21 protein-coding genes and 1 tRNA gene are annotated in these 20,740 nt (G+C 58.0%); 6 read left to right on the top strand and 16 right to left on the bottom strand.

The annotated features are described in order from the left end of the window. The first annotated feature begins 52 nt into the window (after nt 1–52). Nucleotides 53–129 (top strand) — tRNA-Met (locus tag ABIE60_RS10605). Nucleotides 130–487: 358 nt separating this feature from the next. On the opposite strand, the gene ABIE60_RS10600 is transcribed toward ABIE60_RS10605, so the two are convergent. Beyond that, nucleotides 488–724, bottom strand: a complete 237-nt coding sequence (locus ABIE60_RS10600; protein ID WP_354469378.1) for a helix-turn-helix domain-containing protein — start codon at nt 722–724, stop codon at nt 488–490. A 124-nt stretch (nt 725–848) separates the two neighbouring features. On the opposite strand from ABIE60_RS10600, the gene ABIE60_RS10595 reads away from it, so the two are divergent. From ABIE60_RS10595 to ABIE60_RS10575, 5 genes are all read left to right on the top strand, one after another. Next, the gene (locus ABIE60_RS10595; RefSeq protein ID WP_354469377.1) at nt 849–1,085 is read left to right on the top strand and encodes a hypothetical protein; all 237 of its coding nucleotides are present in this window, start codon (nt 849–851) and stop codon (nt 1,083–1,085) included. Further along, on the top strand, nt 1,078–2,289 hold the full coding sequence (locus tag ABIE60_RS10590; protein WP_354469376.1) for an Arm DNA-binding domain-containing protein: 1,212 nt from the start codon (nt 1,078–1,080) through the stop codon (nt 2,287–2,289). Before ABIE60_RS10595 ends, ABIE60_RS10590 begins: the two co-directional genes overlap by 8 nt. 13 nt (nt 2,290–2,302) lie before the next feature. After that, nucleotides 2,303–3,268: a TraI domain-containing protein gene (locus tag ABIE60_RS10585; RefSeq protein ID WP_354469375.1), complete on the top strand. Its 966-nt coding sequence runs from the start codon at nt 2,303–2,305 to the stop codon at nt 3,266–3,268. Nucleotides 3,269–3,326: 58 nt separating this feature from the next. Next, a complete protein-coding gene (locus tag ABIE60_RS10580; protein ID WP_354469374.1) occupies nt 3,327–3,947 on the top strand; it encodes a hypothetical protein in 621 nt (206 codons plus the stop codon). A 143-nt stretch (nt 3,948–4,090) separates the two neighbouring features. Next, on the top strand, nt 4,091–5,638 hold the full coding sequence (locus tag ABIE60_RS10575) for a plasmid pRiA4b ORF-3 family protein (RefSeq protein ID WP_354469373.1): 1,548 nt from the start codon (nt 4,091–4,093) through the stop codon (nt 5,636–5,638). Between the two features lie 623 nt (nt 5,639–6,261). On the opposite strand, the gene ABIE60_RS10570 is transcribed toward ABIE60_RS10575, so the two are convergent. The 15 genes from ABIE60_RS10570 to ABIE60_RS10500 form a co-directional block, all read right to left on the bottom strand. Then, nucleotides 6,262–7,914 (bottom strand): electron transfer flavoprotein-ubiquinone oxidoreductase, encoded by a 1,653-nt coding sequence (locus ABIE60_RS10570; protein ID WP_354469372.1) that lies wholly within the window; start codon nt 7,912–7,914, stop codon nt 6,262–6,264. Further along, complete coding sequence (locus tag ABIE60_RS10565) at nt 7,911–8,564, bottom strand: TetR family transcriptional regulator (protein ID WP_354469371.1); 654 nt, start codon at nt 8,562–8,564, stop codon at nt 7,911–7,913. Before ABIE60_RS10565 ends, ABIE60_RS10570 begins: the two co-directional genes overlap by 4 nt. A 12-nt stretch (nt 8,565–8,576) precedes the next feature. Then, entirely contained in the window at nt 8,577–9,332 is a 756-nt protein-coding gene (locus ABIE60_RS10560; RefSeq protein ID WP_354469370.1) for an SDR family NAD(P)-dependent oxidoreductase, read from the bottom strand. 64 nt (nt 9,333–9,396) lie between these two features. Next, the gene (locus ABIE60_RS10555; RefSeq protein ID WP_354469369.1) at nt 9,397–10,602 is read right to left on the bottom strand and encodes an acetyl-CoA C-acyltransferase; all 1,206 of its coding nucleotides are present in this window, start codon (nt 10,600–10,602) and stop codon (nt 9,397–9,399) included. Then, nucleotides 10,599–11,084 (bottom strand): MaoC family dehydratase, encoded by a 486-nt coding sequence (locus ABIE60_RS10550; protein ID WP_354469368.1) that lies wholly within the window; start codon nt 11,082–11,084, stop codon nt 10,599–10,601. The genes ABIE60_RS10555 and ABIE60_RS10550 overlap by 4 nt, the downstream gene beginning before the upstream one ends. Before the next feature lie 11 nt (nt 11,085–11,095). Next, entirely contained in the window at nt 11,096–11,881 is a 786-nt protein-coding gene (locus tag ABIE60_RS10545) for an SDR family oxidoreductase (protein WP_354469367.1), read from the bottom strand. Nucleotides 11,882–11,892: 11 nt separating this feature from the next. After that, nucleotides 11,893–12,777, bottom strand: a complete 885-nt coding sequence (locus ABIE60_RS10540; protein ID WP_354469366.1) for an SDR family oxidoreductase — start codon at nt 12,775–12,777, stop codon at nt 11,893–11,895. A 66-nt stretch (nt 12,778–12,843) separates the two neighbouring features. Further along, a complete protein-coding gene (locus ABIE60_RS10535) occupies nt 12,844–13,998 on the bottom strand; it encodes an acetyl-CoA C-acetyltransferase (RefSeq protein ID WP_354469365.1) in 1,155 nt (384 codons plus the stop codon). Continuing rightward, nucleotides 13,998–15,059, bottom strand: coding sequence for an acyl-CoA dehydrogenase family protein (locus ABIE60_RS10530; protein WP_354469364.1), 1,062 nt, complete (start codon nt 15,057–15,059; stop codon nt 13,998–14,000). Before ABIE60_RS10530 ends, ABIE60_RS10535 begins: the two co-directional genes overlap by 1 nt. Nucleotides 15,060–15,067: 8 nt before the next feature. After that, complete coding sequence (locus tag ABIE60_RS10525; protein WP_354469363.1) at nt 15,068–16,234, bottom strand: acyl-CoA dehydrogenase family protein; 1,167 nt, start codon at nt 16,232–16,234, stop codon at nt 15,068–15,070. A gap of 8 nt (nt 16,235–16,242) precedes the next feature. Continuing rightward, entirely contained in the window at nt 16,243–16,995 is a 753-nt protein-coding gene (locus ABIE60_RS10520) for an enoyl-CoA hydratase family protein (protein ID WP_354469362.1), read from the bottom strand. Nucleotide 16,996: 1 nt separating this feature from the next. Further along, a complete protein-coding gene (locus ABIE60_RS10515) occupies nt 16,997–18,091 on the bottom strand; it encodes an NAD(P)H-dependent flavin oxidoreductase (protein WP_354469361.1) in 1,095 nt (364 codons plus the stop codon). Beyond that, on the bottom strand, nt 18,088–19,011 hold the full coding sequence (locus tag ABIE60_RS10510; protein ID WP_354469360.1) for an enoyl-CoA hydratase: 924 nt from the start codon (nt 19,009–19,011) through the stop codon (nt 18,088–18,090). Before ABIE60_RS10510 ends, ABIE60_RS10515 begins: the two co-directional genes overlap by 4 nt. A 12-nt stretch (nt 19,012–19,023) precedes the next feature. Further along, complete coding sequence (locus ABIE60_RS10505; protein ID WP_354469359.1) at nt 19,024–19,833, bottom strand: CoA-transferase subunit beta; 810 nt, start codon at nt 19,831–19,833, stop codon at nt 19,024–19,026. A gap of 11 nt (nt 19,834–19,844) precedes the next feature. Then, entirely contained in the window at nt 19,845–20,717 is an 873-nt protein-coding gene (locus ABIE60_RS10500; protein ID WP_354469358.1) for a CoA transferase subunit A, read from the bottom strand. Nucleotides 20,718–20,740: the final 23 nt, after the last annotated feature.

The following is a 20,740-nucleotide window of genomic DNA, read 5'->3' as shown; positions in this document are numbered from 1 at the left end:
AAACTCTTGACCTTAGCTTAATCCGTGCGTAGTATACGCGTCATCAAGTTGATGCGGGGTGGAGCAGTCTGGTAGCTCGTCGGGCTCATAACCCGAAGGTCGTTGGTTCAAATCCAGCCCCCGCTACCAAATTTTAAGAGGCAGATCAGGTACTTACCGGTCTGCCTTTTTTCGTTGTGTGTTCAGAACACTGTCATGTGACAAGTTGTGACAAAACCTGTGACATAAAAACGCTCCCATCCAACTGGTCGCTTTTTGTCCTGACCTTAAGGCATCCTTGCCTATCATCTGTACTCTTGGCGCTTCACACGAGCCAGCGCCAAGTTTTGAGTGCCCTTTCCTTACACTGATCGCCCGTCTGCTCATCCAGAGTGGATTCGAGGAAATCTCCCTTTGTTGTTCTACCTCCAGGCCTCCGTGACCACAGCGGCTCCAGAGGCCTGAACACACTCCGTACTGGCTACCACTCTACTACTGAGTCAGAGGGTCACCCTCTCCCCCCCTCATCTTTGACATGCGTTATGAGGCTCTCAATCTCACAATTGAAGTAAAAACAGAGCTTATCCAGGTTATCCGTCACCGTACTACTGCCTTGGTGGTTCAACATCTTCGACAGGGTCATCCTGTTGATTCCCGTTTCCTGTGCAATCTCAGAAACAGTAATCCTTCTTTTCTCCTGGAATTCCTTTTCGGCGATCAGTTCCTTGAGGTGATAACGAATCATGCATACCTCTGATAAAAATAATTATCACAAGATGCTTGAAATAATCATCTGGGGTGTTATATTAACAATCAGATGATAATTTAAATCATCAAACGATAGCTTAAAGACGAAGAGGCATGATCTCATGAATAACACATATCTGACAACGGAAGAGCTGTCCTCCCGCATCAAGTACGACCCTCGCACTATCCGGCAGAACCTGAAGGACTCAGTGCTTATTGAAGGCAAGCACTACATTCGCCCTTTCGGTGGCCGGAAGATCCTCTACATCTGGGAGACCATCGAAGAAGACATGCTCAACGCTACACATACCAGCAGCCTAGAGATCCCGATGGCAAACGGCGGGGTGTGCTATGGGTAAGGTCCGGGCACGGAAAGAAACTGGCAACCTCTACATGGACTTCAGCTACATGGGTGTGCGCTGCAGGGAACAGACAGCCCTGCCCGATAGCCCGGCAAACAAGAAGAAAGTGGAGGCTTTGTTGAAGCGCATCGAAGCATTGATTGTGCTCGACCAGTTCAACTATGCGGATTTTTTCCCAACCAGTAAAAATGTCAAAAAGTTTGCTGAAAAGCCTAACTTTGTTGCAGCAACTGAGAGCAACGAGAAGAACAGCGGCAGCAGCTGCCCTCTCTTCTCAGAGTTTGCCGAGCAGTGGTTCTCTGAAGTCAAAATTGAATGGCGTAACTCGCATATACGCAATGTGCGCTCACTGCTGGACAGTTCCATCTTGCCATTTTTTGGTGAAAAATCGATCGATCAGGTCACCAAGGGCGATCTGATGGAGTATCGCAGCCAGCAGTCAAAGATTCCAGGACGCAACGGGAACACGTTCATCTCAGCCAAAAGCCTGAATAACCGCATGGGCTTAGTGAAGCTAATTATGGACGAGGCATCGGATCGTTTCGGCTTTGAGAACCCTTACCGGAATATCAAGCCACTGCGGTTGCAGAAGGTACACATCGAGCCTTTCTCACTACTTGAAGTCAATCGCATCATTGAAAACGTGCGTGAAGACTACCGCAACTACTACACCCTGCGGTTCTTTACCGGCATGCGCTCTGGCGAGATCGATGGTCTCAAATGGGAGTACGTCGACTTCGACAAACGCCAGATTCTGGTTCGAGAGACCTTGATCGCTGGTCAGACGGAATACACCAAGACCGATGGCTCCCAGCGAGAGATTCCGATGCTTGGCCCTGTGTATGACGCGTTGAAAGACCAGTTCCAGAGTACCGGCCGGTTGAGCCCCTATGTGTTCTGCAATACCGAAGGCAAGCCATTGGATCAGAACAACGTTACCAAGCGTGTCTGGTATCCGCTCCTGCGTTATCTCGGACTCAAAAAACGCCGTCCTTATCAGACTCGCCATACCTGCGCCACGCTGCTGCTGGCGTCTGGAGAGGTCGCAGAATGGGTCGCTCGATTCCTTGGACACTCATCCACAGAAATGCTGTTCAAGGTCTACTCGCGCTATATCCCCAACCTGACGCGAATGGACGGCTCTGCATTTGAAAACCTTGTTCGCACTCATAAAGACAAGAACGACCAGTCATCCGACTGACAGGAGAAGCGTTATGAACATTTCTAACACTCTGGCTGACCATACACAGCCGTATCACGACCTTCTGCGCATCACCAGCCTGGTCACCCACACCGATCAGGACGGAGAACCTGTTCATGAGTTGAAACTCAGCTGCTGGAGCATGACATATACGGCATTTGCCAACGCACAGTGCTGGATCGAGGCCGATGCATTGGGTCACCTGTCGCTGGTTGAGGTAATGGGGCACTGTGTCTGGGAGGATCAGATCCCCGTGCTCTACCTGACCTATATTGGCAAGCCCAAGCTGGACCAGTTTATGTCTCTTCCCTGCCTCTATACTCTGCCTCGGGATCTCTGTCCTTTGCCGGATATTTCAGACCAGCTGGTACATGCAATTGTTGGCTTGAAAACCAAGCCCCTTCAGCACTTCGTGAAGCTGGTACTTGAACGCCGTGATCGCCTGCAAGCGTTCATGCAACTGCCGGCCAGTCAGAATGATCATCACGCCTACCCTGGAGGATTACTGGAGCATTCACTGTCGGTTGCACGTAATGTGATTGGAATGATCCAACTGAACGAACCCGAAATGCCGATCGAGATGCAAGAAGCTGGATTCATCGCCGGGCTCCTGCACGACATTGGTAAGACGAGGACCTATCGCAAGGGTGGCTTTCAGCAACCCATGGCATTGCTAATGGATCATGATCAGCTGACTCTGGAGCTGTGCTCCGTTGGACTGTCCTACCTGGATCGTGCAATGCCGGATATTGCCAACATGTTGCGGCATGTTTGGACCTGCGCATCACCCGGAGCACGCTATGGGAAACCCGCAATGACGACTTTGGCTCGGTATCTCCGGGATGCCGATGGACAAAGCGCCATGAGTAGCACCCATAAGTGGGTTTCACGCAACTATTCAAAGCGGGGCATGCTCAGCAGCAAGCACCAGCGCCTTTGGCTCCCCGCCACCAATCAACCTGTGTACAAGTCAGCTTGAATTTTTATCTGAGTACTGCTGCATACAACCCCCGTATTAACTTTTAAGGATAACGTCTATGTCCGATAAAGATCCCGCCATGAAGAATATTACCGAAGTCGACTCAGGGTTCATGGTTCGTAAACACGTCAACGGCAAGCGCCATCAGCTGTTTTTCGGCAATGCTGCCTACGGTAGCCGAGATCAAGCACTGGCAGCGGCCATGCGCGCGCGCGATGAGCTAGTCTCCTCACTGGAAGAGAAGCGCGTACTGCCAACCTACAATTACCATAATCCAACCGGGCTGACGGGGATATCATGGCACTGCAAAGCCAACCCTCACCGCAACGGCAATATCTCTCATCAATTCCGTGTGCAGGCACCTAATACAGCAGGTGGAAAAGCATTTAAAACCAGCTTCTCAGTCAAAGAACACGGACTCTGGAAAGCATACCTCAATGCCGTTGTCTGGCGGATTGAACACACATTTTCTCTGCTGGAAGAAGCACCGAATACCGCCCGTTCGTTCCGGCATTTTATGACTCATTATCTGAATACGCTTACTCATTCAGCGCCAGGACCACACCGAGATGAACTGAATCTTCGCTTGAGCGCACTACTCGCAGATACCACTACACCAAAAACCATCCGCATAATGGTGATCGAGTTGTTGGTGGCCGAACGGCGGTACGCTGCCTGAAGCGCCTTTTACTCCCCGGGCCAGTCATACCGGCATGACCGGCCCGTAACACCTCCCTCAATACACCCTGAAGTTCCAGTCTCTCGCTCTCACATTTCCACAACCGTCTGGTACGATAGTGTTTTTCCCAGTCGGATCTGCCAATGGCCACTCAGTCCAGCACCCTCTATCAACTTCACATTGAACTGGAGAACGTTCAACCTGCTGTGTGGCGCCGCCTTCTAATACCCTCCGAGGTAAAACTCAGTGAGCTGCATCCCATTTTACAGGCCGCGATGGGTTGGCAGGATCTGCACTACTACTGCTTCGTCACCGCTGATCAACAATTCTTCACTGATGAAGAAGTCATCGACCAGGGCTTTGAGGAATGGCAGGACGATACAACAGCTCGTTTGCAGGATATCCTAACGACTGCCAAGCCGGAGCTGTTCTACGAATACGATTTTGGTGACGGCTGGCGACATCGTATTCGTATGGAAAAATCACTGCCATTAATTGGCGCACAACCGAGCGAGGCAATCTGCCTCGCCGGTGAAAATGCCTGCCCACCCGAGTCTTGTGGTGGGATAACGGGCTACCAACACCTTGTCGCTATTCTGAAAGACCCTCAGAATGAAGAGTATGATGAGTTGTGTAACTGGCTGGGCACTGACTCTTTTGATCCTGCTTACTTCGATAAAAAGTCTGTTAATGCCCGATTGGAGGCGATGCACCACTACAGCCCGTTGCTGGTTCATGATGAGCTCTTTGAGGCCTTCAAGTCCGTACAGCCTGAAATTGACCGGTTATTACAGCAGGGTGAGTTTGAGTCCGACATGATCAGACAGGCATTTATTGATCAGTTTTTGCTTCACATCATGGAAGATGATGAACAACCGCTGGTTGAGCTGCCGATGTCGCCTCACCTGCTGCATCAGTTACTCTATCACCCCTTTGAAGCACCGGAAGTGCTGCAGTTTAACCCTACAGCGGCTATGCCTGAAAACTCGCCACTGTTGGCGCTGTTCAAGACACTGGCCGACTGCGCTGAAGAAAAGGGCATCAAACTGACCAAAAAAGGCAACCTGCCACTGGCGGTCGTGCGCAAAATGGTCGATGCAGTCGATCCCGCTCTGTTGCACTACAATCGATTTATCTGGCAACGCGGCTATCGATCCGAAGAAGATGTGCCACCAGTGCATTACAGCCGCATCATCTCAATGGTGAGCGGCCTGTGCCGCGTCGTCAAAGGTCAGTTAGTACTTACACGAAAAGGCCAGACCATTCTGAAAAAGCAGGACTGGGCTGCTGCCTTCCACACCCTGATGCAGGGGCTGTTTACCCAATTCAACTGGGCCTATGTGGATAACTATCCGGCAATGCCATCGATCCGCTTAACGGCATTGGCTTTGCTTTACCGTCTGCACACACAGCAGGACAAGCTCAATAGCATAGATGCAACCAACTATCTGAGGGAGCTTTTTCCGCATATGTTGGCCGAGCTCGATGAGGACGGCTTCCATATGTACCGGGAGCCCGGTGAGGTATTTGCTCATGTTGTGAAACATCGTCTGGTGACACTGCTTACGTTGGCGGGGCTGGTAGAGTTTGAAGAGGGTAAAACAGCCTCTTCGGCTGAGAACGATGAATTTTGGATGGAGTTGAGTCAACTTGGCAATAACTATTTTATATGGAAGGTTTTAGCCACATAATATTTATATTAGATGCCTATTATAACATTTGAAGAGGCTGACATAAAACAACAGCCTACTCACAACTGAATGTAGACCTCGGGCAAAACCATCCTGACATGCTTTGCTATGTATCAATTAGTTGTTCAATTATTCGGGTAAGCATAAGCTAGTATGGCTACATCAAAGGCTATCACATCAAGTAATAGGTATTGTTACCTTTCGTAAAAGGCCGAGGTTCAGTGACACTGAGAACTTCTGGTCACTGAACAGCGCCACTTATTATGCTTTTTTCAGTGAGTAAGACCACTGTGTGTAATCACATCAACTTTGTTGGGGTCGTACCCTTCCGGGTGGTATGAGCTGATCAGATAGTCATAGACGTTAAAAATCTGAGATCCACCAAAAAAATCATAATGATGCTCTGTTGAACCTTTCGGCTGATTTTTAACGTAAGACACTGTCACAAGCCCTGCCAAAGCTGTAAATATCAGACACTGAGCAAAGATGGTGGCAAGGCGGGATCTGTTTTTTATCATTGTGATCTCCCACTTTTTGCTTGTTCCAGAGCTACCTTCTACCTGCAGCCCGCACCGCGAATCGTCCAAATGGACTAGAGCGCTGTGCAGGGCAGTTTCAGGCCGCTACATGTTGGGGTATGTCGGGCCTCCGGCACCTTCGGGCACTACCCAGGTGATGTTCTGGGCCGGGTCCTTGATATCGCAGGTTTTGCAGTGAACGCAGTTCTGCGCGTTGATCTGGAACTGTGGGCCGCCCTCGCCTTCCACTACCTCATACACACCTGCAGGGCAGTAACGCTGTGCCGGCTCGGCATATGTCGGCAGGTTGTGACTGATCGGAATGCTCGCGTCTTTCAGCTGCAGATGGCAGGGCTGGTCTTCCTCATGGTTGGTATTGGACAGGAATACTGACGAGAGCTTGTCGAACGAGAGCACGCCATCTGGCTTGGGATAGTCGATCTTCGGGGACTGATCCGCCGGCTTCAGCTGGGCGTGGTCATGCTCGGTGTCATGCAGTGTCAGCGGAATCCGTCCGCCAAACCAGTTCTGGTCGATATAGTTGAAGGCGCCGCCCAGCCAGGTGCCCAGTTTGTGCATGGCCGGACCGAAGTTGCGTGAGCGATACAGTTCGTCATACAACCAGGATGCCTTGAACGCATCGCTGTAACCGGACAGGTCACGCCCTCCCTCATCACCGGCCAGAAGCGCTTCGGCCACTGATTCCGCGGCCAGCATGCCGGACTTCATCGCCGTATGCGTACCCTTGATCTTGCTGAAGTTGAGCGTCCCGGCATCACACCCCAGCAACAGTGCGCCCGGCATGGTCATCTTGGGCAGCGCATTGAAGCCGCCCTTGGCGATGGCACGGGCACCATAGGCCACACGCTTGCCCCCCTCCAGCACGCGGCTGATCTCGGGGTGGTGCTTCATACGCTGAAACTCGTCAAACGGGCTCAGCCAGGGGTTGGAGTAGTTCAGGTCGGTGATCAGACCCACGACTACCTGGTTGTCATCGGTGTGGTAAAGGAAGAAACCGCCACTGGCGCCGGACTCACTCAGTGGCCAGCCGGAGCCGTGCACCACCAGACCGGGCTGATGTTTGGCCGGGTCGATGTCCCATAGCTCCTTGATGCCGATGCCGTAGTGTTGGGGGTCCGCATCCCGGTCCAGCTTGAAGCGACTGATCAACTGCTTGCCCAGATGACCACGGCACCCTTCGGTAAACAGGGTGTATTTTGCGTGTAGCTCCATACCCGGCATGTAGTTGGGGCCCTGTTCGCCTGCAGCCGTCACACCCATATCACCGGTGGCGATGCCCTTTACGCTGCCATCCTCGTGATAAAGCACCTCGGCAGCGGCAAAGCCCGGGAACACTTCCACACCAAGACCTTCGGCCTGCTCGGCCAGCCAGCGGCACAGGTTGCCCACACTGACGATATAGTTGCCGTCGTTGTGCATCGGCTTGGGAACAAACGCATTCGGCAATACCGTCGTGCGCTCGGCATCCTTGAGCATAACCACGCGGTCAGCGGTCACTGCCGTATTCAACGGCGCGCCCTGCTCTTTCCAATCGGGAAAGAGTTCATCCAGGGCGCGGGTCTCCATCACCGCCCCCGACAGGATATGAGCACCGACTTCGGAGCCTTTCTCCACCACACAGACGGTCAACTCCCGTTCGGCCGCCTGAGCCTGCTGCATCAGGCGACAGGCCGCTGACAGCCCTGCCGGACCGGCACCGACGATCACCACATCAAATTCCATCGATTCACGACTCATAATGTACATACCTCATCATCGACAGAGTCCGGAACAGGCTGTAACGCACTCAGGCTGGCGATCACCGTATCCACAAACACGTCTGCATTACTTGAAATCGAAAAATAGTCGCTGCGTTGAAGCCAGCTGGTGATATAGCCATCCACCATCGCCTTGATCAGCCAGGATGCCGCCTCGGGATCGATGCTGGCAGGCAACTGCCCACGCTTGATCGCGTTACGAATCACGCTCAATCGGCGCTGATGCTGGTACTGCATGAACTGAGCAACCGGGTCGGATATCTCGCCCACACAGATCCCCGAGCTTTCACGGATGAACATCACCATCATGCGTCTGAAGCTTTGATCAAATTCGATCTTGCTCAGCAGACCCACCAGCAACTGACGCAGCTTGCCCAATGGGTCCTGCTCCTGATCAGACAGGCTGGCATCACTGAGCTGCTTGAACGGCTGCGAATAGAATTCACAGATGGCATCAAACAGATCCCATTTGTTCTTGAAGTGCCAATAGATCGCACCGCGTGTAAAGCCGGCGTCCCGAGCGATATCACTCAATCGGGTCGCGGCTACGCCCTGCTCGGAGAACAGCTCCAGTCCCTTCTCCATAATCGCAAGCCGTGTCGCTTCGGCTTCTTCGCGGGTGCGTCGCATGACGGTTCAGCCTCAGGAAGTAATGGAGCCGCCGTTGAGGGGCAGCACCTGACCGGACATCCAGGAGGCCTCGCGAGAGGCCAGATAGGCCACCGCCGCCCCCACATCTTCCGGCGTGCCGGTACGCCCAACGGCAGTTGCCTTGGCATACTCGGCGTAATCGCCAAAGTTGTTCATGGTGCCCAGCGATACCGCGTTGGCGGTGATGCCCTTGCGCCCAACCTCGTGAGCCAGATGACGCATGAAACCCAGGGCGGCAGACTTGGCAGCGGCATAGTTGGTCAGGCCAAACTGCAGCCCCTGGCGCCAGGACTCGGAGCTGATAATGATGATGCGTCCAAAGCCCTGCTCCACCATGCCATCGACGACACGTCGGGTCAGACCTAGAATGGCGCGCAGGTTGAGGTCCAGCTGGCGTTCGAAATCCTCGTCGGCCAGATCCTTGAAGTGACGCAATGAGTCCGGCATGCCCGGCGGGACACCGGCGTTGTTGACCAGAATGCTGACCGGCCCGAACTCACGCTCGGCGGTAACCACGATGCTTTCACGCACCTGCGCATCGGTGATATCACCCGGCGCAGCGCAGACGTCAAAGCCCTCTTCACGCAGCTGAGCCACGGCGCTCTCGGCACGCTCGGCGTAATAGTCATTGATCACGACCCTGGCCCCCTGGGTTGCCAACGCACGGGCAACACCCAGGCCCATGCCCTGACCGGCTCCGGTCACCAGCGCCACCAGACCTTCAAGTTCAAACAGTTTCTGGCTCATGTTCTTGTCCTTGTATTTGAGCGTTTTCAAGACAGGGCGCCCCACAGGACGCCTTTTCCGTCGATCAGGGGCAGACTTCAAACAGACCCGCCGCCCCCATGCCACCGCCGATGCACATGGCGATAACCACATACTTCACGCCACGGCGACGGCCTTCGATCAGGGCATGACCCACCATGCGTGCACCGGACATGCCGAACGGATGGCCGATGGAGATGGCCCCACCGTTCACGTTCAGGCGGTCATTGGGGATGCCCAGGGTGTCGCGGCAGTACAGCACCTGACTGGCAAAAGCTTCGTTGATCTCCCACAAACCGACATCGTCCACTTTGAGGTTGAAGCGCTCCAGCAGCTTGGGAATCGCATAGACCGGACCTATGCCCATCTCTTCCGGCTTGCAGCCCGCTACCGCGATGCCCTTGTAAATGCCCAACGGCGCGATACCACGACGGTCCGCCTCTTCACGGCTCATCAGCAGCGCCGCAGAGGCACCGTCCGAGAACTGGGACGCGTTACCGGCGGTGACATGCTTGCCATCAGAGACCCACTGGCCGTCCTTCCAGACCGGCGCCAGTTCAGACAGGCTTTCATAGGTGGTCTGCGGGCGATTACACTCGTCACGATCTGCAACCACTTCCTTATGACCGGCCGGCTTGCGATCGGCATCAAACATCAACTGCTGAGCTTTCAGCGGCACAATCTCGTCATCGAACAGACCCGCTTCCTGCGCGGCGGCCGTGCGCTGCTGGCTCTGCAGGGCGTAACGGTCCTGTTCTTCACGACTGATGCCATAGCGCTCGGCCACGATCTCGGCGGTTTCGATCATCGGGATGTAGGCGCTCGGCACCACGCCCTTCACCGCTTCGGACTGGGCGCGATAGGTATTCTTGTGCTTGGTCTGGGTCAGTGACAGCGACTCGACACCACCGGCGATGGCGATTTTCATTTCACCGGCGATGATGCTCTTGGCGGCGACACCGATGGTCATTAGACCGGAGGCACACATGCGATCCAGCGCCATACCGGGCACACTGTCCGGCAGGCCGCCGGTATAGGCACAGAGACGGCCAATGTTATAGGCCTGAGTGCCCTGCTGTACCGCCGCGCCCATGATCACGTCTTCCACCGCTTCCGGTTCGATACCGGCGCGCTCAACAACAGCACGGACCACATGGCCGCCAAGCACCGGCGCTTCGGTATCATTGAAGGAGCCGCGGAACGACTTGGTCAGCGCGGTACGCGCCGTGGATACAATGACTGCTTCGCTCATCTCGATTCTCCTGACTGAGCCGGATTGAAGGTGTAACGGCTGATGGTGTCGATGACGCAACCGGGACGGTCACTGCCTTCGATCTCGACGGTCACGCGCACGGTGGCCTGCACCGCCTGTTTGATCGCTTCCACGGCGATCACTTCACCGCGGCCACGAATGCGGCTGCCCACCGGCACCGCCGCCGGGAAGCGCACCTTGTCGCAGCCGTAGTTGACGCCCATCTGCAGGTTTTCCACCGCCATCAACTGCGGCAGAAACAGGTTCACCAGCGACAGGGTCAGATAGCCGTGGGCAATGCATTTGCCGAACGGGCCGTCAGCGGCCTTCACCGGATCAACATGAATCCACTGCTGATCCCCGGTGGCCTCGGCAAAAAGATTGATCCGCTCCTGGGTGATCTCCAGCCACTCGCTGCAGCCCAGATCCATCCCTTCGGCGGCCAGCAGCGCCTCGGCGCTGCCAAACGTCTGGTTTGCCATCCTCAATCTCCTTAGGCGTGCTGAGAGCTGACCGAGAGCACTTCACCGGTCATGTAGGACGAGTAATCGCTGGCCAGAAACATCATCACGTTGGCCACTTCCCATACCTCGGCGGCACGACCGAAGGCCTCGCGGCTGGCCAGCTGCGCCAGCAGCTCTTCGCTGGAGGCTTTCTTGAGGAAGTCATGCAGCGCGATGGACGGCGATACCGCGTTGATGCGCACGCCATGTTCGGCCGCCTCCAATGCACTGCAGCGGGTCAGTGCCATCACACCGGCCTTGGCCGCGGCGTAATGTGCCTGCTCTTTCTGCGCACGCCAGCCCAGCACCGAGGCGTTGTTGACGATGGTGCCGGCACCGCGGGCCTGCATGTGCGGCAGCATGGCGCGGGTCATGCGGAAGGTGCCGGTCAGGGTGATATCCAGCACCCGGTGCCACTCCTCATCGGTCATTTCGACTACGGTTTTCTGACCGCCAAGACCGGCGTTATTGATCAGCACATCAACACCGCCCAGCGCGTCCTCGGCGGCCAGGATCAGTGCCTGTACATCCTCTTCCACGGTGACGTTACACAGCTGACCGTAGATCGCTTCCAGACCGGTCTCCTGTTTCAGTGCTGCAACCGCCTCTTCCAGACGGCGCGGGTGAATGTCGGAGATCATCAGCGCACGGCAGCCTTCTTCGGCGGCGCGTTTCGCTGCGGAGAACCCGATGCCCGCCCCGGCTGCCGCGGTAATCAACACGGACTTGCCCTTGAGCAGACCGTGACCTTCAACGTATTTCGGAATAGTGCTCATCTGTGTTCTCCTCAGCTGCCCCAGACTTTCTGTGCCGGAACGGCGTCTTTAATCAGTTTGTGTACCACTTCACCCAGCTCGGACGGCTGCCAACGGTCACCCTTGTCCACGCCTTCGGTGGTGCGCCAGCCGTCACAGATGCAGATGCGACCGCCTTCAGACTCGAACACCTTGCCGGTGACATCGCCTGCTTCCTCGGATGCCAGCCAGGCCAGCAGTGAAGACACGTTTTCCGGTGCCCAGTAGTCGAAGCTGCCGTCTTCCGGCTTGGCCATGCGGGTCGCCATGGCTTCAACGGCGGTGGTCATGCCGGTACGCGCGGCCGGCGCGACCGCGTTGGCGGTGATGCCGTAACGGCCCAGCTCGGCGGCCTGGTTCAGCGTCAGCGCGGCAATGCCGCCCTTGGCCGCGGCGTAGTTGGACTGGCCGATGGAGCCCTGCAGGCCCGCACCGGAGGTGGTGTTGATGATGCGTGCGGCAACCGGCTTGCCGGCCTTGACCTGATCACGCCAGTAGTGAACGGCATGGGAAGCGATGCAGAAGTGCCCTTTCAGGTGCACCGACATGATGGTGTCCCACTCCTGTTCGGTCATGGACGCGAACATGCGGTCGCGGTTCACACCGGCGTTGTTCAGCACGATGTGCAGATCACCGAAGCTCTCGATGGCCTGTTTCACCGCGTTGGCGCTGTCTTCGTAATTCGTAATGTCGGAGGTGTTGACGATCGCCTTGCCACCGGCCGCCGTGATCTCGTCCACTACGGCCTGAGCCGCGGCTTCATTGATGTCGTTTACCACCACGGAGCAACCTTCGGCCGCAAACACTTTGGCATGAGCGGCACCCAAACCACCGCCCGCACCGGTAATGATGGCCACACGGCCTTGCAGAATAGACATAGCTTCCCCCTGGGCCCGCCGCAGCGAGCCTAAAAAACCTTAAAATGGATGCTTGGGACTGGAGCGTTAATCCAGCCTTTCAATGATCGTGACGTTTGCCTGACCACCGCCTTCGCACATAGTCTGCAGACCGTAACGGCCACCACGGCGCTCCAGCTCATGCAACAGACCGGTCATCAGGCGCGCCCCCGTGGCCCCCAGCGGGTGACCCAGCGCAATGGCGCCGCCGTTGACGTTGGTCTTGTCGTGGCTGTAGCCGGTTTCCTGCAGCCATGACATCACCACGGATGCGAAGGCTTCGTTGATTTCGACCAGATCGATCTGATCCATGCTCATGCCGGCTTTCTTCAGCGCGGCCTGCGTGGCCGGAATCGGTGCCCGCAGGTGCCAGATGGGATCGTCACCGCAGACACTGATGTGATGGATGCGGGCACGCGGCGTCAGGTTGTAGCGCTTGAGTGCCGCCTCGGATACCACCAGCAATGCAGCGGAGGCATCACAGGTCTGACTGGACACGGCGGCGGTGATCGACGGGTAGGTCGGGTCCACCGGTTCCAGCTCGGCCATTTTTTCCAGCGTGGTCTGGCGCGGGGTTTCGTCGCGGATAACACCTTCAAGGGGCACGATCTCGCGCTCGAAGTGACCGGCTTCAATCGCCGCGATGGCACGGCGATGGCTTTCCAGTGCGAAGGCCTCCATGTCGGCGCGGCTGATGCCCCAATGGTCAGCGATGCGCTGAGCGGCATAGAACTGGTTCACCGGCGCATCACCGAAGCGGGCCTGCCAGCCCTTGCTCTCGGCAAAGGGCGTGGTGAAGCCGTAGGGCTGACCGGCCAGCATGGCGGCGGAGATCGGAATCTGGGTCATGGTCTGGACGCCGCCCACGGCGATCACGTCCTGAGTGCCGCTCATCACCGCCTGGGCCGCGAAGTGCAGCGCCTGCTGTGACGAACCGCACTGACGGTCCACGGTGGTGCCGGCCACGTTGAGCGGCAGACCGGCAGCCAGCCAGCTGGTACGAGCGATATCACCGGCCTGAGAGCCGATGGTATCGACACAGCCAAAGATGACATCGTCATACTCGTCGGCCGGTATGGAGTTGCGTTCCACCAGCGCCTTGAGCACGTGGGCGCCCAGATCAATGGCATGGACATGGGACAGTCCCCCCTTGCGGCGTCCGGTGGGCGAGCGCAGGGCATCGACAATATAGGCTTCAGCCATCATGACCTCCCGAATGTCTGACCCGGGCCCAAGGGCGCGCCGTCAGCAAAAATGGCGTCGCTGATACGCGCCTTGTGGAATCCATGGTCACCCCATGAAGATTCGAGTGCCCAGGTGCGTTTCATGAACATCTGCAGGTCCACTTCCCAGGTGTATCCCATGGCGCCATGTACCTGAATGCCATGACGGGCTGCCAGATGAGCCGCTTCGCCGCAGGCAATGTGTGCCTGAGAGATGTGGAGCGCGGCATCGGGGTTGCCGTGCTGCAGGGAATAGGCGGCGCGATACAGTACCGGCTTGGCGAACTCGATCTTGCCTGCCACGTCGGCCAGATGGTGTTTGACCGCCTGAAAGCTGCCGATCGGCTTGCCGAACTGCTTGCGCTGGGCCACATAGTCCACCGACAGGTCCAGCATGCGCTGAGCCAGCCCCAGCAACTGACCCGCGACCGAAAGCGCACCGCGGTTCAGTGCCGCTTCCCAGATCGGCGCACCGGTGTCGGCATCGGCGATACGGGTTGCACTGTTGGGCTCCCACATCACGCGGCACAGACGCCGCGAAGAGTCGATGCTGGGGTTCTGCTCAACGTCGATCAGCGAACGCGGCACGGCGTGAATTTCGCCTTCGTGGTTCAGCAGCACAAAGTCCGCCATGTGCGCATCCGCCACCAGCGGGTTGACGGGATGACCCACGGCGATGCGCAGGCTGCCTTCGGCAATCTGTTCCAGCCAGCCGTTGCGGTCGCTGACCGACTCGGGCAGTGCGGCAATCATGCTGGTTGCCACATAGGCGGTATCGGCCAATGAATCGGGGATGCCGTAGTAACCCAGCTCCTGGGTCATCAGTGACCAGGCCACATCACCCATGCCAAGGCCACCGGCCACTTCCGGCACAGACAGCGCCGTCAGCCCCTGTTCGGCCATTTTGTTGCGCAGGTCCGGCGAGCGGCCGCTGTCGGTTTCCCAGATTTCGCGCAGTGCTTCCGGGGCCGCTTCGGTCATCAGGAAGCGGCTGATCGCTTCCTGGAAGGCGCGTTCGTCATCGGTAAAAGTGAAGTCCATGGCGCACCTCAGGCTTTTGGCAGGCCGAGCATGCGCTCGGCGATTATGTTGCGTTGAATCTCGTTGGCACCGGCGTAGATCGGTCCGGCCTGGGCAAAGAGGAAGCCCTCCAGCCAGCCATAGTCATCCTCGTTCTGCGCTGCGCTGCTCAACAGTTCGCCACGTGCACCCAGAATGCGCATCGCGGTTTCATGGATTTTGAGATCCAGTTCGGACCAGATGATCTTGTTGATGCTGGACTCGGCACCGATCTTCTCGCCACGGGCCAGACGGCCAACGGACTGATAGGCCGACAGCGCGTAGGACTCGGCACCGGCCCAGACATCCATCACCGCCTCGCGAATGCTCGGGTCACGGTCCGCGGTGGCCTGGTTGGCCTTGTACAGCTCGATCAATTTGCGTACCGGCTGCTGGAAGCGGGCCGGCGAGCGCAACAGCAGCCCGCGCTCGAAACCGGCGGTGGCCATGGCCACGTGCCAGCCGCTGCCCTCTTCGCCGATGCGGTTTTCCACCGGCACACGCACGTTGTCGAAGAAGATCTCGGCAAACGCATCCTTGCCGTTCAGCGCCTTGATCGGGCGAATGGTCACACCCTCGGCATCCAGCGGCACCATCAGGAACGAAAGACCATGGTGGCGCTTGGAGTCGGCATCGGAGCGGAACAGGCCAAAGGCCCAGTCGGCGTAGATGGCACGGGTGGACCAGGTTTTCTGGCCGTTGATCACGTAGTGATCGCCATCACGGATCGCCTTGGAAGAGATCGCCGCCATATCGGACCCGGCGTTGGGCTCGGACCAGGCCTGCGCCCACATGTCGTCACTGGCCGCCATGCGCGGCAGGAAGCGCTTTTTCTGCGCCTCGGTACCAAATTCCATCAGCGTGGGGCCAAGCAGCAGCTGGCCATTCTGGTTCACGCGCATGGGCGCATCGGCACCGTAATATTCCTCTTCGAAGATCAGCCACTCGATCAGGTCACAGCCGCGACCACCGAGCTCTTCCGGCCACATCACCATCGACAGGCGCGCTTCAAACAGCTTGCGCTCCCATTCACGGTGCTGTTCGAACCCTTCACGGGTGTCATAGCTTGCCAGCTTCTGTGCCGGCAGGTTGTCCTTGAGCCACGCACGCACTTCCTGGCGGAACGCCTGCTGGCGGGGGGTATAATTCAGATCCATGGCGAACCTCAGAAACTGGCGTCACGTTTTTCGACAAAGGCACGACGGGTTTCCGCCGAGTCCGGACTGGTATAGGCCTGCAGGGTGAAGCCCTGCTCCCAGCGATACTTGTCTTCCAGATTGCCGTCCTCGATACCGTTCAGCGCCTCCTTGGCGATGCGGATCATGGCCGGGCTCTTGGCCGCGATTTTGGCCGCGGTGGCCAGTGCGGTTTCACGCAGCTGCGCCTTGGGCACAATCGCTTCAATGAAGTTGTAGCGGTCCGCTTCCTGCGCGGTGACGGTTTCACCGGTGAAGAACATCTGGCGCACTTTCTGTACCGGGAACAGGCGCTGCAGGTGGGCACCGCCCCCCATGGCACCGCGATCCACTTCCGGCAGCGCAAAGGTGGCACACTCGGACGCAAACACGATATCCGCCGCACCGGTAATGCCAATGCCGCCGCCCAGCACAAAGCCGTGTACGGCCACGATCACCGGCACCTCACAGCGATGTACCGCCTTGAAGGTGGCGTAGTTGCCGCCATTGACGGCGACGATGCGCTCGGGGTGCTGATCCAGTTCCTTGATATCCACGCCGGCGCAGAAGCCACGCCCCTCGGCCCGAATGACGATGACGCGCACTTCAGGATTGCGGCCCAGCGCTTCAACCCCCTCGGCCAGCTCAAACCACTCGCGGCTGTCCAGGGCATTCACGGGACGCTTGTCGATCACCACTTCGGCGATACCGTTATCAATCTGTGTTGTGTATGCAGTACTCATTTCAGGATGCCTCCTCAAGTGCCTGCCGATTGGCGCGGGAACAGATCGCCTCCAGACAGGTTTCGGCCTCACCGGCGATCGCTGCGATCAATTCCGGTGCGCTGATCAGTTCGTTGATGGCGGCGGCCACCTGACCGCTGGGCAGAATGCCCTCGTCAGGGAAGCCCTGAACCATGGAGCGTTGCAGCAGAACCGGCTGATTGGCCGACATCACCACCTGTGACATCTGCGCCGGGTCCTCTTTCACCGCCCTGAAGAATGTTTTCACCATGTGGCCAAATGTCATGCCGGTCTCGCGCTGCCACTGGCGTGCGCTGCTCAAGGCAATCCAGAGCTTGCGCAGGGGGCTGGCCCCTTCCAGCTTGTGGATGAAGGCGTTTTCCACCATGCGATGACGCATGCCATCCACCGCCAGAGTGACGCGGATTTTCTGCGGGTCCTGCACGGCAAGGTAGCGTTCCAGTGTCTGCTGTGGCGTAGGCGAGTCCGAGGTCATCATGAAGCGAGTGCCCATGGCGATACCGGCGGCACCGGCCGCCAGCGCCGAAGCCAGACCACGACCGGTGGAGTAGCCACCCGCCGCAATCACCGGCACATCGACGGCGTCCAGTACCTGCGGCAGCAGAATCGTGGTCGGTACGCCACCGGTGTGGCCGCCGCCTTCACTGCCCTGGATGGTGATCATGTCGGCACCCAGCTGCACCGCTTTCACCGCGTGCTTGAGCGCACCCACGGTCGGAATGCACAGCACACCGGCGGCTTTCAGCCGGGCGATGGTTTCCTTGTCGGGACCACGGCCGTAGCTGACCGCTTTCAGGCGGTACTGAATCGCCAGTTCCACGCACTGCATGGCGTTTTCCTGGAACATGTGGAAGTTGAGACCGAAGTTGCTGCCACCGGTGGCCTCGATCACTTTCTTGATCTCACCTTCCAGCTGTGACGGTTCGATGGTGGCACCGGCCAGAAAGCCAAAGCCGCCGCCGTTGGTGGTGGCGATCACCAGATTGGCATCCGACACCCAGCCCATGGCGGTCTGGATGATCGGATAGCGGCAGCCCAGACGGCGGGTCAGCTCGGTCTGCAACAGCGGACTCATGCTTTCTCTCCGTTGGCTGACGCTTCTGCCTTGTTCGCTTTCACCATGCCCTTGGCGTCGTAGCCACCCAAGAGGTCACCGGAGATCTGTTCATTGTGTACGTGGGCAAAGTGGTGCCAGGCAAAGGCCGCCTCCATCCCGGTGCGCTTGCCGGCCAGATCTTCAACGTGGTTGATCACCTGCTTGGTCAGCGCCAGCCCCATGCGCGGCTGACGGGCGATTTTGGCCGCGATCTCATAGGTGGCATCGGCCAGCTCATCACGGCTGAAAATCCGGTTGACCATACCCATTTCACGGGCACGCTCGGCGCTCATGCGATCACCCAGAAACAGGAACTCCTTGGCCACACGCGGGTTGAGTTCGTAGGGATGGGCGAAGTACTCCACCCCCGGAATCCCCATGCGCACCACCGGGTCCTGGAAGAAGGCATCATCACTGGCGATGATCAGGTCACAGACCCAGGCCAGCATCAGACCACCGGCAACACAGGCGCCCTGCACCATGGCGATGGTCGGCTTGGGCAGATCGCGCCAGCGGCGGCACATGCCCAGATAAACTTCCTGCTCACGGGCATAAAGGTATTCGCCACCGGGCTTGTTGGTGTGGTCCCACCACAGCGTACTGCGGTCGAATTCCTTGTTGATATCGCGGCCGGGGGTGCCGATGTCATGACCGGCGGAGAAGTGCTTGCCCTCGCCGCGCAGCAAGATCACCTTGACGCTGTCGTCATCCACCGCCTGACGAAACGCCGCATCCAGGGCGTAGGTCATCTGCGAGTTCTGCGCGTTGTTGAACCCGGGCCGGTTCATGGTCACGGTGGCGATACCATCCTTGACGCTGTACAGCACCGGCTGCTCGGTCTCGTAGACCGACTTGTCTTCGCGCTGAACGAATTCCTGCGTTTGATTGGCTGCTGTCATGACAGGCTCCTGTTACTGGTCGGTGGACGCGGTGCGGATACCCGGCGGGTTATCCTTGAGCTGACGGGCCCGCAGGTTGTGCGGGTCCAGTCTGGCGATGATTGCCAGCTGCTCGGCAGTCGGGTGTGCGGTTTCGCCCATGTCCGGCGCCTTCAGCAGCTCAAAGCCGGTATTGGCCTGAACCTCTTCAAAGGTCACGCCCGGGTGCAGGGAACGCACACGGATGGCATGGTCAGGCCCCTCGAAATCCATCACGCACAGGTTGGTGACGATGTGACGGATCTCCATCAGGTCCTGACGCATATGCTCGGACCAGCGCGCCGGGTTGTAGCCCACGCCGGAGACCATATCGACCTCGCCTGCCACGAAGGCGCGCGTATTGTGATTGGGCACGAACAGCGAGTTGATGTGGTTGATGCTGTTGCCCGGCAGACCGCGCACACCCAGCATCGCCACCTTCGGCTTGTCGTAGTCACCGACGATGGACAGGTTGGTCTGACCGAAACGGTCGATCTGGGTCGGGCCGATCATGGCGTGGCGCTTGCCACCCCAGACGCACTCGAACACGCGCTCAAAAGACATGTAGCCGGAATACTTGGGCTCGTAGTCACCACGGGGGCCGACCGGAATCGGCTCCTCGACCAGAAGACACTCGCTGTCGGTCATCATCAGTTCAGGGGTATGAGTCATCTTCGCCAGACTGGCCCCCAGACGCGGGATGATGCCCAGACCGGACGCAAGGATTTCACCGTCGCCGCGGAAGGCTTCGGACGCGGCCACAATCATCAGTTCGGCCAGCGTAAATTCACAGTGGGTCGTCATTGTGCCTCTCCTCAGAATGTCGGCAGCGGCAGGCTGCCCATCGCTGCAACGCCACCATTGGCGGCCTGATAGGCGTCTTCGCCACCGTTCACAAACTCATCCATGTACACCTGCCAGCCGTTGTCATCGCTGGCACTGGCGACATAGCGCTTGAGGTGACTCAGGTCCCAGCCATAGTTCGGCGCGCACATTGTCGGATGAGCACCCTTGGGTGCATGCACCACCCCCTGTACCAGATAGCGTTCAAAGGTGTTGAGGCGAGCGGTGTCACGATCCAGTTCCAGGCGTTCGACCACCTCTTCCGCCGAGACGATGCAACGCTCGGCGGCACGGGCTACCAGATGATCAAAATAGGGATCGCTGCCGGTGATCAGTGTGTTGCCCAGCGTGTCTGCCTTGTTGACATGAACAAAGGCCATATCCAGATTCAGCGCCGGCATCGCCAGCAGCTCTTCGCCGTCGTCGTAGGGCGAACGAATGGTGCGCAGGTCGTTGTATTTCAGAACATCGGTCGCCAGACCACAGCGGGTCGGCAGGAAGGGCACACGCATGCCGGCGGCTCGCAGGCCCCACTGGAACATGCCTTCGTCCAGCTCCATCACCTCGATCTCGCCCGCCTGGCGCACCTTGCGGAACCAGGGCTCCAGTGGAATCGCATCCAGTGTGGCAAAACCGAATATGAGCTTTTTGACCTTTCCGGCCGCACAGAGCATGCCCACTTCCGGGCCGCCATAGGCCACCACGGTCAGGTCCTTTACATCCGAGCGCAGGATCTCGCGCACGATCGCCATCGGCTTGCGCCGCGGCCCCCAGCCACCAAAGCCGATGGTCATGCCATCGCGCAGCTGGGCTACCGCTTCAGCGGTTGTCATCTGCTTGTTCATTCAATACTCCTTTCTCAGGGCCG

It is taken from the genome of Marinobacterium sp. MBR-109 (assembly GCF_040547565.1).
Lineage (GTDB): Bacteria > Pseudomonadota > Gammaproteobacteria > Pseudomonadales > Balneatricaceae > Marinobacterium.
This window is presented reverse-complemented; position numbering and strand designations above follow the sequence as displayed.